At 56.0% G+C, this 15,696-nt stretch carries 13 protein-coding genes; 9 read left to right on the forward strand and 4 right to left on the reverse strand.

Features of this window, described 5'->3' with window-relative positions:
* The first annotated feature begins 4 nt into the window (after positions 1-4).
* The 6 genes from dnaA (at position 5) to thyA (ending at position 8,188) form a co-directional block, all read left to right on the forward strand.
* Complete coding sequence (gene dnaA / locus VEB01_RS14930; protein ID WP_324876774.1) at positions 5-1,330, forward strand: chromosomal replication initiator protein DnaA; 1,326 nt, start codon at positions 5-7, stop codon at positions 1,328-1,330.
* Between the two features lie 77 nt (positions 1,331-1,407).
* A complete protein-coding gene (dnaN, locus tag VEB01_RS14935) occupies positions 1,408-2,511 on the forward strand; it encodes a DNA polymerase III subunit beta (RefSeq protein WP_324876776.1) in 1,104 nt (367 codons plus the stop codon).
* Between the two features lie 81 nt (positions 2,512-2,592).
* Complete coding sequence (gene recF, locus VEB01_RS14940) at positions 2,593-3,672, forward strand: DNA replication/repair protein RecF (protein WP_324876778.1); 1,080 nt, start codon at positions 2,593-2,595, stop codon at positions 3,670-3,672.
* Positions 3,673-3,681: 9 nt separating this feature from the next.
* Positions 3,682-6,099 (forward strand): DNA topoisomerase (ATP-hydrolyzing) subunit B, encoded by a 2,418-nt coding sequence (gyrB, locus tag VEB01_RS14945; protein WP_324876780.1) that lies wholly within the window; start codon positions 3,682-3,684, stop codon positions 6,097-6,099.
* Between the two features lie 319 nt (positions 6,100-6,418).
* Positions 6,419-7,231, forward strand: a complete 813-nt coding sequence (gene lgt, locus VEB01_RS14950; protein WP_324876782.1) for a prolipoprotein diacylglyceryl transferase — start codon at positions 6,419-6,421, stop codon at positions 7,229-7,231.
* A 60-nt stretch (positions 7,232-7,291) separates the two neighbouring features.
* Positions 7,292-8,188 (forward strand): thymidylate synthase, encoded by an 897-nt coding sequence (gene thyA / locus VEB01_RS14955; protein WP_324876850.1) that lies wholly within the window; start codon positions 7,292-7,294, stop codon positions 8,186-8,188.
* A 172-nt stretch (positions 8,189-8,360) separates the two neighbouring features.
* On the opposite strand, the gene VEB01_RS14960 is transcribed toward thyA, so the two are convergent.
* Positions 8,361-10,484, reverse strand: a complete 2,124-nt coding sequence (locus tag VEB01_RS14960; protein ID WP_324876784.1) for a PAS domain S-box protein — start codon at positions 10,482-10,484, stop codon at positions 8,361-8,363.
* Positions 10,485-10,591: 107 nt separating this feature from the next.
* Positions 10,592-11,227: an MEDS domain-containing protein gene (locus tag VEB01_RS14965; protein WP_324876786.1), complete on the reverse strand. Its 636-nt coding sequence runs from the start codon at positions 11,225-11,227 to the stop codon at positions 10,592-10,594.
* A gap of 262 nt (positions 11,228-11,489) precedes the next feature.
* On the opposite strand from VEB01_RS14965, the gene VEB01_RS14970 reads away from it, so the two are divergent.
* Together VEB01_RS14970 and VEB01_RS14975 are read left to right on the forward strand one after the other, a co-directional pair.
* Entirely contained in the window at positions 11,490-12,653 is a 1,164-nt protein-coding gene (locus tag VEB01_RS14970) for an alkene reductase (protein WP_324876787.1), read from the forward strand.
* Between the two features lie 8 nt (positions 12,654-12,661).
* Positions 12,662-13,156: a dihydrofolate reductase gene (locus VEB01_RS14975; protein WP_324876789.1), complete on the forward strand. Its 495-nt coding sequence runs from the start codon at positions 12,662-12,664 to the stop codon at positions 13,154-13,156.
* Between the two features lie 56 nt (positions 13,157-13,212).
* On the opposite strand, the gene moaC is transcribed toward VEB01_RS14975, so the two are convergent.
* Entirely contained in the window at positions 13,213-13,701 is a 489-nt protein-coding gene (gene moaC / locus VEB01_RS14980; protein ID WP_324876791.1) for a cyclic pyranopterin monophosphate synthase MoaC, read from the reverse strand.
* Between the two features lie 78 nt (positions 13,702-13,779).
* On the opposite strand from moaC, the gene VEB01_RS14985 reads away from it, so the two are divergent.
* Positions 13,780-14,289: a flavin reductase family protein gene (locus tag VEB01_RS14985; RefSeq protein WP_324876793.1), complete on the forward strand. Its 510-nt coding sequence runs from the start codon at positions 13,780-13,782 to the stop codon at positions 14,287-14,289.
* A gap of 8 nt (positions 14,290-14,297) precedes the next feature.
* On the opposite strand, the gene VEB01_RS14990 is transcribed toward VEB01_RS14985, so the two are convergent.
* A complete protein-coding gene (locus tag VEB01_RS14990) occupies positions 14,298-15,692 on the reverse strand; it encodes a sigma-54-dependent transcriptional regulator (RefSeq protein WP_324876795.1) in 1,395 nt (464 codons plus the stop codon).
* Positions 15,693-15,696 lie beyond the last annotated feature (4 nt).

Here is a 15,696-nt window from a genome sequence, read left to right on the forward strand (position 1 = left end):
CACAATGAGCGCGCTTTGGAGCCAGTGCATGAGCAAGCTCGAAGGCGAGTTGCCTCCGCAGCAGTTCAATACCTGGATCAGGCCCTTGCAAGCGGTCGAAAATGGTTCGGAACTGAAACTCTTAGCCCCCAACCGATTCGTGCTCGATTGGGTCAAGCAGCATTTTATCGGCAAGATCGAAGAAGTTCTATCTGACCAGAAGATCCAGCCGCCACCCCACGTCGTTCTGGAAATCGGTACTCGAAAGCAGCAGGAAGCGTCTCCCGTCGCGCCGGCGATCAAGAGGCCATCCAGCGGCAAGAAAGGGCTTCCCAACAACCTGAACACGGCTTTCACGTTCGACAATTTCGTCGAGGGCAAATCCAACCAGCTGGCCAAGGCGGCGTCCATCCAGGTGGCGCAGAATGTGGGGCGAGCCTACAACCCGCTTTTTATTTACGGCGGCGTAGGTCTCGGCAAAACCCACCTGATGCACGCCATCGGTAACGAAATTCTCCGGGCGAATTCGTCGGCAAACATCGTTTATCTTCATTCCGAGCGGTTTGTTTCGGATATGGTGAAGGCGTTGCAGCATAACGCGATCGGGGCGTTCAAAGAGTATTACCGTACGGTCGACGCCTTGTTGATCGACGATATACAGTTTTTCGCCGGCAAGGAACGCTCCCAGGAGGAGTTCTTTCATACGTTCAACAGCCTCCTGGAAAACAAGCATCAGGTCGTCCTGACCTGCGATCGCTACCCCAAGGAAATCAAGGGGCTCGAGGAACGGTTAAAGTCGCGTTTCGGGTGGGGGCTTCCGGTAGCCGTCGAGCCGCCGGATCTGGAAACCCGTGTGGCCATCCTCATGAGTAAAGCGCATCACGCCGGCGCCGATTTGTCGCCGGAAGTGGCTTTCTTCATCGGTAAGCGGATTCGCTCGAACATCCGTGAGCTTGAAGGGGCTTTGCGGCGCGTTATCGCCAACGCCCATTTCACCGGCAAGCCGATTACGCTGGAGTTCGCGAAAGAGGCGCTGCGGGATTTGATCGCGCTCCAGGACCGCATGGTCAACGTGGAAAATATCCAGAAGACGGTCGCGGAATACTACAAAATCCGGGTGGCCGATCTCTTGGCGAACAAGCGTACTCGTTCGGTGACGCGTCCTCGGCAAATCGCCATGGCACTTGCCAAAGAGCTGACCAATCATAGTTTGCCCGAAATCGGGCAGCAGTTCGGCGGGCGGGACCATACGACGGTTTTGCACGCGTGCCGCAAGGTTCAGGAGCTGAAGGAAAGCGATAGCAAGTTCGCCGAAGACTATTCGAACCTCATGCGCACGTTATCCAACTAGACTTGGTGTAATGGCGATTTGAGAAGCTGGATCTTTCTTTTTGCTCAACTAGTTCCGCATCAACACATGACCCTACTATGAAGTTCACCATAACGCGGGAAAATTTGCTGACGCCGTTGCAGCAGGTCGTCGGCGTCATCGAGCGGCGCCAGACGTTGCCCATCCTGTCTAATGTCCTTCTGAAGCTGGACGACGACGCTTTGGAGTTCACCGGCACCGATTTGGAAGTTCAGTTGGTCACCAAAGTTGCCGTGGACGTCGGTGATTCGGGTTCGGTTACCGTACCGGCTCGCAAGTTCTTGGATATTTGCCGCCTCTTGCCGGAAAAAAGCTTGATAAACATAGATTGCCGGCAGGAAAAATTCGTTATCCAGTGCGGGTCCAGCCGTTTCAATTTGAGCACCCTGCCTGCAGGCAACTATCCGGAATTCGATGCGGGAACGCCGGAAGTCGAAGTTTCGATTCCCAGCAATTATTTGAGGCGCGCGCTTGAAAAGACCGTCTTCGCAATGGCGCAGCAGGATGTTCGTTATTACCTGAATGGATTGCTGCTGGATTTGGGCGGCCAAATGCTTCGGGCGGTTTCGTCGGATGGCCATCGTCTTGCTTTTTTCGAGCAGCAACTGGAAGGTCATGCCGGAGAAAGCAGGCAGATCATCGTTCCGCGGAAAGGTGTTCTGGAATTGAACCGGTTGCTGGGCGAAGGGGATGATGCGGTAACCGTTCAAATTGCGCCGAACAATCTGCGCGTGGATTTGGGGACGGTCAGCTTTGCCGCGAAGCTGATCGAAGGCCGGTTTCCCGATTACCAGCGCGTCATGCCCCGCGAGCTGACGCGCGTGGTGTCGGCGGACAAGGCCACATTCAAAGGCGCTTTGACGCGGGTCTCCGTTTTGTCCAATGAAAAGTACAAGGGCATTAGCATGGAGGTGAGCGAGGACGGCGACATGTGTCTCAAGGCTCAGAATCCGGAGCACGAAGAGGCCGAGGAAAAGTTTGCCGTCGATCTGGAAGGCAAGGGCATTTCCGTTGGGTTCAATGCGTCTTATCTTTTGGATGCCATCAACAACGTGGATTCCGAGCGCGTTAGATTGTCGTTTACCGAGAGCGCTACCAGTTGCTTGATCGAGGATTGCGAAGACAGCCAGTTCAAATTCATCGTCATGCCCATGCGTCTGTAGCGTGGGGCATTCTTCGCCAGCCAGATACGGCGTGGTTACGGGCTGATCCGTGCTTAAGGCTATGGGTGAGCGAGGCTACGCATGAGCCTGGTCAAAATCGAGGCTTTTGATGTACGCAACATCGAATCCGCTACGATAGAGCCATCCCCGCGCCTCAACTTCGTCGTCGGTCCCAATGCCAGCGGGAAAACGTCCTTGCTTGAGGCGGTTTATTTGTTGGGGCGGGCACGGTCGTTTCGTACTGCTCAGGTCAACCAGGCAATCCGGTTCGGTCAGAGCGGTTTAATGGTGACCGGAAAGATCCGGAACGATGCCGGCCTCGTTGTTCCAAGCGGAGTTCATATCACACGCAATAAGCGGGAGATTCATCTTGCGGGTAGGACAATCCATTCCAGCGCCGAGCTGATTCGTGCATTTCCGGTCCTCGTGATTCAGCCGGCAAGCGGCGCTTTGCTCGAAGGTGCTCCGAAACACCGCCGTCAGTTTCTCGACTGGGGCGTGTTTCATATCGAGGAGTCATATCTTGATTGCTGGCGGCGCTATGTTAAGGCATTGAGTCAGCGCAATACGCTAGTGCGAGAAAAGCGTCTTCGCGAAATCGAGCTATGGAACCGCGAAGTCGCGCGGTACGGTACAATAATGGATGGTGCGCGCGAACGTTATGCGGAGAGACTTAAACCATTTTTTCTTCAAAGTGCCGCGCGATTTTTCGCGGGCTTCAAATTTGATCTGCACGTGCAATCAGGGTGGAACAAGAGCAAAACTCTGGAAGCGGTGTTGCAGGAGGATGTCGCAGCGGACATTCGCCTTGGGCATACGCAATCGGGCCCTCACAAAGCCGACTTCTCGATTACGCTGGACGGTCGTCCGGCAAGAGCTTATCTCTCCCGTGGCCAAATGAAGCTTTTGGTTTACGCGCTTTTGCTGGCTCAGTCTCTGCTCATGGAAGAAAGTGCCGGCGTGAGCGCGTGCGTGCTGATTGACGATGTGGCATCCGAGTTGGACGAGGACAATAAGAATCGGCTTCTCGGTTTTTTGCGAGAGCGGCGCACCCAGTTTTTCATCACCGCCACCGCCGAGCAAATCATTAAAGAGGCCGTTGACGATGACGCCGCTGTGTTCCACGTGGAACATGGGCAAGTAATGCAAAGCATGAACTAAAAAATGAGCATGACCAAACTCGCTAACGATTATGACAGCTCCGCCATCAAGGTTCTAAAAGGGCTTGATGCCGTCCGCAAACGTCCAGGTATGTACATCGGGGATACCGACGACGGTTCCGGCCTTCACCATATGGTATTCGAGGTCGTGGATAACTCGATCGATGAAGCCTTGGCCGGCCACTGCAAGACGGTCAGAGTTATCGTCCACAGCGATGAGTCGGTGACCGTGACTGACGATGGCCGTGGAATTCCCGTAGATATTCACGAGGAAGAGGGGCGCTCCGCCGCCGAGGTCATCATGACCGTCCTGCATGCCGGCGGAAAATTTGACGACAATGCCTATAAGGTTTCCGGCGGACTCCACGGCGTCGGGGTTTCCGTTGTGAATGCGTTGTCCGAGCATCTGACTTTGGAAATCCAGCGTGGCGGCAAGCGTTACCGGCAGGAGTATCGTGAAGGCGAGCCACAGGCCCCGCTGGCCGAAGTAGGTGATGCGAATGGGACCGGTACGGCCATCCGCTTCAAGCCCAGTTCAACCATTTTCACTAACATCGAGTTCCATTACGAAGTCTTGGCCAAGCGGCTCCGCGAGCTGTCGTTCCTGAATTCCGGAGTCCGGATTTCTCTGGAGGACGAGCGAACGGGCAAAAGCGACGTGTTCGAGTTCGAGGGCGGAATACGTGCCTTCGTCGAGCATCTCAACAAGAATAAGACGCCCCTGTTCGATAAAGTGTTCTACTTCCAAACGGAAAAGGACGGAACCGGGGTCGAAGCCGCCTTGCAATGGAACGATTCTTACCAGGAAAACATCTTCTGCTTCACCAATAATATCCCCCAACGGGACGGGGGCACGCATTTGGCCGGCTTCCGTGCAGCGCTGACCCGTACTCTCAATCAGTACATCGAAGATCAAAGCTTGCTGAAAAAGCAGAAAATCGCCACCTCGGGCGATGATGCGCGCGAAGGGCTAACTGCAGTGCTCTCGGTAAAGGTTCCAGACCCCAAGTTCTCGTCGCAGACCAAGGACAAGCTCGTCTCGTCCGAAGTGAAGCCCGTGGTGGAATCGGCCATGGGCGAGAAGTTTCAGGAGTTTCTTTTAGAAAACCCTCCGGTCGCCCGATTGATCGCGAACAAGATGATCGATGCCGCGCGCGCGCGCGAAGCGGCCCGTAAAGCCAGGGAGATGACGCGGCGGAAGACCGCATTGGACATTGCCGGGTTGCCCGGCAAGCTGGCCGACTGTCAGGAGCGCGATCCGACCTTGTCCGAACTTTTCATCGTCGAGGGCGACTCAGCAGGCGGTTCTGCCAAGCAGGGCCGGGATCGGCGCACACAGGCAATACTCCCGCTCAAAGGCAAGATCCTCAATGTGGAGCGGGCCCGGTTCGACAAGATGCTCTCGTCCGAGGAGGTCGGCACCTTGATCACTGCGCTCGGCTGTGGCATTGGGCGGGAGGAATATGATCCGAATAAGCTGCGTTACCATCGAATCATCATCATGACCGATGCCGATATCGACGGCTCCCACATTCGGACGCTGCTGCTGACCTTCTTTTATCGTCAGATGCCCGAACTGATCGAACGGGGTCATATTTATATCGCGCAACCCCCGCTCTATAAGGTCAAGAAGGGCAGACAGGAACAATACGTGAAGGATGATACGGAACTCAATAACTACTTGTTACAACTGGCCCTCGAAAAGACCCGCCTGCATATCGACGAAACTACGCCGCCAATACAGGGGCAAGGTTTGGAGCAGCTCGCAAGGGAGTACCTGAATGTCCAGGGGCTCATCGAGCGTCTCGCCCACCGCTACGATGAAATCCTGCTCGATCTTTTGATCGATCACCCGGTTTTGGACGCGGCTACTATCGCTAACCGTTCGGAGTGCGAGGCGTGGTTCGCGGCCTTGGTGGAGCGGTCGAATGCTAGCGACCGGAGTGCAAGCTTTGCGATCAATCTGGAGTTTTCAAGTGACTCGGACGAGTTCCGCGCTCATGTCAGTAAGCGGCTGCACGGCGTACACAAGACCTTCGATATCGGCGCAGGTTTCTTCAGTGGGGGGGATTACAAGCGTCTTACCGCGTTCGGTCGTAAGATCGACGGGCTTTTCGGCGAGTACGCTTTTATCGCCAGCGACGACAAACGGGAGCGGGTACGGAACTTTAAGGAAGCCTTCCAGTGGATGATGACCGAGGCGAAGAAAGGTCAGCATATCCAGCGTTATAAAGGCCTAGGCGAGATGAATCCGGAGCAGCTTTGGGAGACTACGCTAGATTCGAACACGCGCCGGTTGCTTCAGGTCAAGATCGAGGATGCGATAGGCGCCGACGAGGTCTTTTCCACGTTAATGGGCGATCAGGTCGAACCTCGGCGTGATTTCATCGAGAAAAACGCCCTGGAAGTCGCAAATTTGGACGTGTGACCCGGCTTGGCTCCCGGAAACACGGGGGCTCTTCTGTTACTCTAAAAAGGCTCCTCAATGGGAGCCTTTTTTGTTTTTAGGGTGCGGCCTGCCTTCTCGCGGAAAATCACCAAAGTCATAGCGCGGGCGGGCCGTCTGACTCATCTCAATTGTTCCACGTGGAACAATTGAGATGAGCTTCCTCGATCTTCCGAGGCGCCTCCGGCTCGCGATCAGGGTATACTTTTAACCCATCCCGGTCTTCTGATCGCCCACGATCGCTCATTTTAGAATCCTCAGACTGCACTTAACCGAACTTCATTTACGGAGAGACAGCCTAATGTTGCCCTATCCTTCTATCGATCCCGTGGCCATCAGCATCGGTCCTTTGAACATTCACTGGTACGGGCTGATGTACGTTATCGGTATCGGCGGCGCGTGGTGGCTGGCTCGGCGAAGAGCAAAAGAGCCGGGCTTTCCTTGGAGCACCTCTCAGGTGGAAGACCTAATTTTTTATGCGGCGCTTGGGCTGGTGATCGGAGGCCGAATCGGATACGTGGTGTTCTACAGCTTTTCCGCGTTTATCCAAGATCCCTTAATGTTGTTTCGGGTATGGGAAGGCGGTATGGCTTTTCACGGCGGGTTGCTGGGCGCCATCGCCGCGATGTGGATCTATGGGCGTAGGCAGAACAGCTCATTCTTCGAGGTAACGGACTTCATCGCGCCGTATGTGCCTATCGGGCTATTCACAGGCCGAATCGGAAATTTCATCAACGCGGAGCTTTGGGGCAAGCCCACTGACGTCCCTTGGGCAATGGTGTTCCCTGGCGCCGGCCCGGAGCCGCGCCATCCCTCCCAATTGTACGAAGCGTTTCTGGAGGGCATCGTCCTCTTCGTCGCACTACAATTATTCAGTCGGCGGTCGCCTCCGAGAATGGCGGTGAGCGGTTTATTTCTGCTGCTATACGGCATCTTCCGCTTCATGATCGAGTTCGTGCGGCTGCCGGACGCGCACATCGGCTACCTGGCTTTCGGGTGGTTGACCATGGGGCAAGTCTTGACCTTCCCCATGATTATTTTGGGTATCCTGCTTCTTGTTCTGGCCTATCGTCGCAGCCCCGCGGCGGGTCGAATGAGAACAAAGGAGTCTTAAGTTCGTTAGCGTCGTATCGCGGCCAAAGACTGGTTTTACACACCTATTACGTCCATCATGATGTCCCACTCCGAAGAGCAATATCTCACTTTACTTCGAAAGTTGATAAATGAAGGCGACGAGCGCATTGATCGAACCGGGGTCGGGACGCGAGCCCTCTTCGGCTACACGATGCGATTCAATCTTGCCGAAGGGTTCCCGATATTCACCACCAAGCAGATCTTCTGGAAGATCGCTTTCAAGGAGCTTTTATGGATGTTGTCCGGCGGCCGGAACATCCGCGAGCTACTAGAGCAGAATGTACGCATCTGGACCGATTGGCCGTTAAAAAAATACCGGGCCGCGAGCGGCGAAGCCATAAGCCAGGAAGATTTTGAGCAACGAATCATTAACGATGATGATTTTGCGGCTCAATGGGGCGACTTGGGGCCTGTGTATGGGCACCAGTGGCGACGTTGGCGGGGTTACGATGGGAAAGAGATCGATCAGGTACAAGAATTAGTCAACGGGTTGAAGAACAATCCTACTTCACGCCGACTGCTCTTCGAGGGGTGGAATGTGGCTGAACTGGATGAGATGGCGCTGCCCCCCTGCCACAAAACCTATCAGTTCTTCGTTTGCCAGGCTACCAACAAATTGTCGGGAGCCTTGATGCAACGTTCGGCCGACGCCTATCTGGGGCTGGGCTGGAACATCGCCAATCTCGCCTTACTGACGCACCTGCTCGCCGATCACTGCGGTTACGAGCCAGGTGAGATCGTCTGGTTCGGCTGCGATGTGCATTTATATTTGAACCATATCCCGCAGGCGCAGGTTCAGATCGAACGAGAACCGCGTCCGCTTCCCAGATTACTTATCAAGCGCAAGGCGGCCGATATCTTCGATTATCGAATCGAGGATTTCGAGTTGGAAAGTTACGATCCCCACCCCCACATACCGGCCGAAGTGGCGGTTTAGCTGTTTTCGCCCAGTCGAATCGGCGCCTTTTAAACGCGTTCCAGCCTGTACCGAGCAATACCCTGCCGGGGTGGAGAGCCTTGGAATTTTAGGTCAGTGTATCCATCCAAAGCCCTAACAACCAGGCATCGCCGTTCGCTAGCTCAAGGCGAGTGATGACGACCAGAAAGCGTCATGTCTCGGCTGACCGTTCTTGTGTCATCTCTGGCCGGTTTTTAAGCCAAGAGCTGTTCGACAACGGCAACCTGACCACGAATTCGCTCCCCTGACCGGGGCCGGCACTTAAGGCCTCTATCCTTCCACCGTGCATTTCAACCAGCTTCCGCACCAAAGTCAGGCCGATCCCAAGGCCGCCCTGAGAGCGGTCCAGCGAGCGTTCGGCCTGGGTGAAAAGATCGAATACATGCGGGAGAAGTTCCGGCGAAATGCCGATCCCGGTGTCCTTGACGGACAATACGACTTCCCGGGTATCTGCGATCGCCGTCATTTGAATGCGTCCACCGTGGGGCGTGTACTTGGCCGCATTATTCAAAAGGTTGGTAAATATCTGAACAAGCCGGACCACATCCCCTGTAAGCAGGAGAGGTTCTTGTGGGCATGAGATCAGCAGCTGATGATGGTGGGCCTCGATAATGGCCGCGCTAGCCTCGACCGACCGCTCGATGAGCATGGACAGTTCGACAGGTTCGTTTTTTAGTGTGATTTTGCCACGGGTAATGCGGGATACATCCAAGAGATCATCGACCAAATGAACCAAATGTTGGACTTGGCGATCGATCATATCCTTAACCCACTGCAGCCGAGGATCGCTCAGATTCAGCAGCCCCATTACCTGAACCGCATTGCGGATGGGTGCCAAGGGGTTGCGCAGTTCGTGGGAAAGCATGGCCAGGAATTCGTTCTTGCGCCGGTCCGCTTCCTCCAGTGCATCTTGTACCCGGACCAGTTCATCGATATCGGAGCCCGTGCCAAACCATTTGGTGATGCAATTGTTCCCGTCACAAATGGGGCGGGCGCGAACTTGAAACCATCGGTAAGACCCCTCGGCCGAGCGAAGACGATATCTGGTTTCGAATGGCTCGCCCGTTTCTACCGAATGCCGCCAGCGGAGTCTTGTCCGCTCGTAATCTTCGGAATAAACGGCTTTCGCCCAGTCGGCGCCAATGGAGTCCGGCGGTGAGCCCGTGTATTCATAGAATCGCGGACTGATATAGTCGATACAGCCTTCTGGGTTGCTGGTAAACAGGATATCCGGCACCGTTTCGGCCATGGCACGGAACCGCGCTTCACTCTCCCGCAGTGCCGTTTCGGCCCACTTACGTTCGGTAACATCCCGTATGATTCCCGTGAACTTCCTGTATCCGTCGATCTGCATTTCACTGACCGTAAGTTCGGCGGAAAAAATGGTGCCGTTCTTATGCACGACCTCGACGTCACGGCGCATGCAGATTATGGTTTTCTGGCCCGTAGCGAGATAGCGTTCCATGAAACCGTCATGGCGCTCGCGCTCGGGAGACGGCATCAGCTTTCGGATGTTTTGCCCAACAACTTCGGCAACCGTATAACCGAATAGCCGCTCGGCAGCGGCATTGAAAAGCTCGATTTTACCTGCGCTGTCCGTAGTGATGATGCCATCAACGGCGGTGGTGATAATGCTCTGAAGCCGTTCCTCACTGGATTTTAGGGCTGCGGTACGCTCCTCGACCCGTCGTTCCAACTGTTCGTAGGCTTCTTGCAGAGCTGCCTCGGCCGACTCCCGCCGTGCGATCTCCGCTTCCAGGCGAGCATTTTTTTCCACCAGATCGGCAGTGCGCGCTGCAACTTGATTCTCCAGGTCATCGAGCACTTGCTCAAGCCGTTCCTTGGTCTCACGCTTTTCCAGCAAGGTCGCCACGAAATTTGCGGTGTTGACGATATATGGAGCATACGGCGCGAACGCCTGCGAGTTCCCAATCGCAAGGATCAGGAAGCCGTGTAGCTTTGTGGCCGCGCGCAATGGGATACATTCGGCCTTGGTATCGCGAACCGCGCCGCAGCGATTAAGCACAAGGGAAGGCGTGGCGTTCGCGCAGTAATCGCAAGCATTAGGGACGGTAGATGCCGAGCGCTCGGGTACGAACGCTCCAAGAAAGCAGAAATGGACGTCCACGATTCCGGGAATGTCCCGTAATGCACGGCAAAGGAATGCGGCCTGCTCTTCCTTGGCCGCCAGAATCCCGAGAGTTTGTTGTACGATCAGCAATTTCCCCAATATGTGAGGCTGAGGCTGAAAGGCGGCCGTTCCGAGATTTGTCATGATATGTCTCCACCCTCAGGTGGATAGTGGAAGCCATCCGACTTCACGTAGGAGCGAGAGGTCGGTAACGTGCGGGCGATAAAACGACCGCACGCTGACGATGCCGGTCATGCCGAGGCTCGGAGCCGGGACAGGTACTGCTCGGGCGCTTCGTAATACGGGTTGTGCAGAATTTGCCCACGAACAATCATCAGGGGATGCACCCTTAAAACCTCGTACAAATTGGCACCGCCCAATCGGTTAGCATCGTACTGACAAATGATGCTGCTGAAAGGAACATCGTTTACGATGACATTAAGCATGGATTCGTATTCGAACCACCGTTCCATTCCTGGATGAGCGTTGCAAGTCCAGCCGGTCTCACCTGTAACGCGTACTCCCGAAAAGCCTTCATTGATACTTTGGCGGTACATCGAATGCCAAGTCTCAATCATCCGCTCAGGGAGAAAAGCCCCGTCGGGGCAGTATGTCGTCTCCGCTTCACTTACGACGAGTTGGCCCGGCAGGAGATCCTCGGGTAAATTGACCCCTAAGCTGGAGAGATAGCGCTCAAGCTCGTCGCCGGATGGAGCATCGGCCAAATAGGCGACTTTTTCTCCGGATGCCAGGCCGCTCTCGACGAATTGTCCCATCGTGCGGCAATGCTCTTCTTCATCGGTGTAGATGTAGCAGAGGTGCCCTCCTGGAGAGAGATGCTGATCGGTAAAGCCGAATGCTACATCCTTTTTTTGCCCGTAACACATAAGTTTGATCCAGGAAAGTTGTATCCAATTGATGCCAATGCTAACGCAAGTCTTTTGTCAGAAAAACCCTGTGGCCCGGTTGTGCGCGCCCAAGATCGATCGAGGTATGTGCGATTATCGAGTCCGATAACGTTTAGTGCTGCGTGCCGAAGCGTTACGGTGTGCAGAACCAATACTGGTCCTGATCGGAAAGGCGCCCGTATTCTTGGGCCATCGGTCCTTATATTCATCTTTCACACCATAGCTAAAATAAGGATGAACCATGAGCAACCTACTCTTCGAACCGTATACGCTAGGGCCTTACACCTTGAAAAACCGCATGGTGATGGCGCCCTTGACGCGTTCGCGAGCCGGCCAGCCGGGTAATATTCCTACCGCTCTAAACGCACTCTATTACGCGCAGCGCGCATCCGCCGGGCTCATCATTTCGGAGGCCACGCAGGTGTCGCAGCAAGCCCAAGGGTACGCTTGGACACCCGGCATTCACACGCTCGACCAAGTGATCGGCTGGCGTTCGGTTACCGACGCGGTTCATAGAGCCAATGGCCTTATTTTTATGCAACTATGGCATGTGGGCCGAATTTCGCACCCCGCGCTGCAGCCGGACGGGCAACTTCCCGTCGCTCCGTCGGCGATTCCAGCTTCGGGTATGGCCTTTATCGCCAACGAGCGAGGCGAAGGCGAAATGGTACCCTTCGTAATTCCCCGAGCGCTGGCAACCGATGAAATGCCCTATATCGTGAAGCAGTACACGCAGGGCGCAAGCAACGCCCTCAAGGCAGGTTTCGACGGCGTAGAAATCCACGCCGCTAACGGCTATTTGTTGGACCAATTTCTTAACACGAGTTCCAATCGCCGCACCGACGAGTACGGCGGCCCGGTGGAAAACCGTGTCCGATTGCTGATGGAAGTGGTGGATGCCGTGTGTAAGACTTGGGGCGCGCAGCGCGTCGGCATCCGCTTGTCGCCGCTCGGCACGTTCAACGACATGGGCGACGACCACCCGGAAGAGCTTTTCGGCTATATCGCCGAACAATTAAACCGGTTTAATCTTGCCTACCTGCACATTGTTGAGCCCGAGATCGCCCGCGATATCGCCACCAAAGCATACGATCCGCGGGGACGGGCGATCATGAAGCTGATACGCGATAATTACCGAGGTACCCTAATCGTTTGCGGCGGATTCGACCATGCCAAGGCCATGGCGTGCCTAGCGGAAAAGCGGGCCGACCTGGTGGCGTTTGGACGCTTGTTTCTCGCCAATCCCGATCTGCCGGAGCGGTTCCGACAAACTGCCGAGCTGAACCGGCCGGATGAATCGACCTACTACGGCGGCGGCGCGAAAGGGTATGTGGATTATCCGACGCTCAAACAGTTGCGAGGGAAGGAACCGATGCCCTTATTCAATGAAGTGGAAAAAAGCTAACAAGACTTATGAAGATTTCACTTATCGTCGCCATGGGCGAGAATCGGGTGATCGGCGTGGATAACCGCATGCCCTGGCATTTATCGGCGGATCTTAAGCGCTTTAAACAGATCACCATGGGGAAGCCTTTGATCATGGGCCGCAAAACTCACGAATCCATCGGCCGGCCGCTACCGGGCCGGAAGAATATCGTCCTGACTTCCGAACGGCAGTATGCCGCCCCTGGCTGTGTCGTCGTACATTCCCTGGAAGACGCGCTAAATGAGGCTGACGCCGACGAAGCTATGGTCATTGGCGGGGCGACCTTGTACGAGGAATTATTGCCGAAGGCCGATCGGCTTTATCTCACGCTCGTCTACGGCGAGTTTGCAGGCGATACCTTTTTTCCCGAAATCGAGTGTAAGGAATGGCGCGAACTTGAACGTGTGGATGTGAATGAGGACCCCGACAGCGGCTTGAGCTACAGTTTTTTATTGCTCGAAAGGCAAGCCCGGCATTCCTGAGCTCGGCCGAACGGGCGGTAGCCGTTCCCGGCATTTCCGAAGGATAAGTCGGAGGCTTACGCCTTGGCTCCTTCCCGCTGCCAGTGCCCGGATTTTCCGCCTGCCTTCTCGAGCAGGCGAACCGACTGTATGGTCATTCCACGATCCACCGCCTTGCACATGTCATAAATGGTGAGAAGAGCCACCTGCACGGCGGTGAGCGCCTCCATTTCGACCCCGGTTTGCCCGACGGTCTTGACCGTGACTTCGCAGCGTAGCCGTTGGCTTTTCGGCTCCGGTTCCAGGACTACGTCCACATTCGTGATCGCGATGGGATGACAGAGCGGAATCAGCTCCGAGGTCTTCTTGCTGGCCATGATGCCGGCGATGCGGGCAATCCCCAGAACATCGCCTTTCTTGTGGCCGCCTTGCATGATCAACTCCAAGGTTTCGGGGCGCATCTCGATATACCCCTCGGCAATCGCCACCCGCTGAGTGGATTGTTTGTCCCCGACGTCGACCATATGGGCTGCGCCTGATTCGTTGAAATGAGTGAGCTTGCTCATACTGCGGTGGTCTGAAGCTAGGGGGATGGCAGTATTATAGAGCCGCAATGAACGCTTTTGCCGACCCGGAGGACGATAATGAGTCAAGCCATAGCCGACTTGTTCAGACGAATCACCAGCGGCGTCTACGTCATCGGCGTCGCCGCCGGCGACCGGCGCAATGCGTTTACTGCGGCATGGGTGATGCCGGTATCTTTCGACCCGTTGCTGTTGGCGCTGAGCATCAATCCCCATCATTCGTCTTACGAATTGCTTAGGCAGGGCGGGGCGTTTTCGATCAATGTGCTGAGCCGGGAGCAGATGGACGTGGCAAGACATTTCGGCGCTCCTGCCAGCATCGACAAGCTGGCGTCCGTGGGTTGGCGAAAGGGGCGCGGCGGTGTGCCGCTTTTGACAGAGGCCCTGGCCTGGTTCGAATGCGATCTGGCCGGAGAATTTCCGGCTGGGGATCATGTGCTGGCGCTAGGGCGGGTTCTCAACGGCGCCTTGCTGCAGCCGAACGCAGAGCCGCTGACATACCGGGATACGGGCGATATGGACGGGGCATCGGCGATCTTTCCGGACCATTTTTCCGGTGCCGAACCTTGATCGAGCGATCAGCTCGATTCCTTCAAGCCGTACTTCCGGATCCGATACCGCAGTGTTTCGCGGGTCGTGCCGAGTGCGCGGGCGGCGGCGGTGACGTTGCCGTCGTGGCGCTCCAAGGTGGTTCGAATGATATGGCAATCCATATCGTCCAAAGCCATGCGTCCGTCGAGCGGGATGAATAACCCGTCCTGAGTCTCCGATTCGCCTTGTAGAGTTCGTCTTACCTCCTGCCTGCGTAACTGCAACCATTCGGCCGGCAGCACCGGACCGTCGGCGAACAGCACGCAGCGCTCGATCACGTTCCGCAATTCCCGCACGTTGCCGGGCCAGTCGTGAGCCCGCAACTCGGCCCAGGCCGCATCCGGAACGACCTTGACTTGCTTGCCGGCCTTGGCGTTGAATTCGGCGACGAAAAGCCCCACCAGTTCTTCAAGGTCTTCCTTCACGTTCCGCAGCGGAGGCAGCGTAAGCTTGAACACGCTCAGGCGGTGATACAGATCGCCACGGAATTCGCCTTTGCGAACCATTTCCTCCAAATCCCGGTGACTCGCGGCCAGGATTTGCACATCGACCGAGATTTCCTTTTCCGAACCCAGCCGGCGGATCTTCCGGTCCTCAATCGCTTTGAGCAGCTTGGCCTGGAGGTCCGGGGCCATCTCCCCGATCTCGTCGAGGAACAAAGTGCCGCCTTCCGCTTGTTCGATCAATCCGCGGTGCCGCGAGACGGCTCCGGTGTAAGCGCCGGCTTCATGCCCGAACAATTCGGACTCCAGAAGCTCGCGCGGTAGTGCCGCGCAGTTGAGTTCGATCAGAGGACTCTGTGCCCGCTTCCCGCCGTAATGGAGTATGCGGGCCGCCAGTCCTTTGCCGGTGCCGGTTTCGCCGCCGATGATCAAGGCGCTGAACGGCACCTGAGTCAGTCGTGTCAACATTTCGCGCACCCGCTGGGCCGCCCGGCTTTTGCCGACGTAGGCTTCCGGCGAATAACGGCGATGGCTCTGGCGGGCTTGTTGCGCGAGGCGTTTCTGCGCGTGGGCGCTGCGGGCGGCGCCCGCGATCACCAAATCCAGCCGCGCCAGCTCACATGGCTTTTCGAGAAAATCGTACGCACCCAATCGCAAAGCCCGCACCGAATCCGGCACGCTGCCGTAGCCCGTGAGCAGCAGCCATTCGGTATTGGCGACTTGCCCCTGAACGGATTCCATGAAATCCAGTGCATTACCATCCGGCAGATGCATATCGGACAGGATCAGCAGGGGTTCCAAGCCTTGTTCCAGAAGCAGCTTTTTCGCGTCCTCGAGGTCTTTTGCCCACTCCACATCCCAACCCGCTTTGCGATAGTGGCGGGTCAGCTCGGAGCCGAGCAAGGTTTCGTCTTCGATGATCAGTAAGGTATTAAGCACGGCA

The organism is Methylocaldum sp., from assembly GCF_035627495.1.
GTDB lineage: Bacteria > Pseudomonadota > Gammaproteobacteria > Methylococcales > Methylococcaceae > Methylocaldum.

Coding starts and splice junctions, on each gene's coding strand:
- lgt (WP_324876782.1), top strand. CDS start 6,419: ATGTTGCCCTATCCTTCTATCGATCCCGTGGCCATCAGCATCGGTCCT.
- dnaA (WP_324876774.1), top strand. CDS start 5: ATGAGCGCGCTTTGGAGCCAGTGCATGAGCAAGCTCGAAGGCGAGTTG.
- moaC (WP_324876791.1), bottom strand. CDS start 13,701: ATGAGCAAGCTCACTCATTTCAACGAATCAGGCGCAGCCCATATGGTC.
- VEB01_RS14970 (WP_324876787.1), top strand. CDS start 11,490: ATGAGCAACCTACTCTTCGAACCGTATACGCTAGGGCCTTACACCTTG.
- VEB01_RS14965 (WP_324876786.1), bottom strand. CDS start 11,227: ATGTGTTACGGGCAAAAAAAGGATGTAGCATTCGGCTTTACCGATCAG.
- gyrB (WP_324876780.1), top strand. CDS start 3,682: ATGACCAAACTCGCTAACGATTATGACAGCTCCGCCATCAAGGTTCTA.
- dnaN (WP_324876776.1), top strand. CDS start 1,408: ATGAAGTTCACCATAACGCGGGAAAATTTGCTGACGCCGTTGCAGCAG.
- VEB01_RS14975 (WP_324876789.1), top strand. CDS start 12,662: ATGAAGATTTCACTTATCGTCGCCATGGGCGAGAATCGGGTGATCGGC.
- VEB01_RS14960 (WP_324876784.1), bottom strand. CDS start 10,484: ATGACAAATCTCGGAACGGCCGCCTTTCAGCCTCAGCCTCACATATTG.
- VEB01_RS14985 (WP_324876793.1), top strand. CDS start 13,780: ATGAGTCAAGCCATAGCCGACTTGTTCAGACGAATCACCAGCGGCGTC.
- recF (WP_324876778.1), top strand. CDS start 2,593: ATGAGCCTGGTCAAAATCGAGGCTTTTGATGTACGCAACATCGAATCC.
- thyA (WP_324876850.1), top strand. CDS start 7,292: ATGTCCCACTCCGAAGAGCAATATCTCACTTTACTTCGAAAGTTGATA.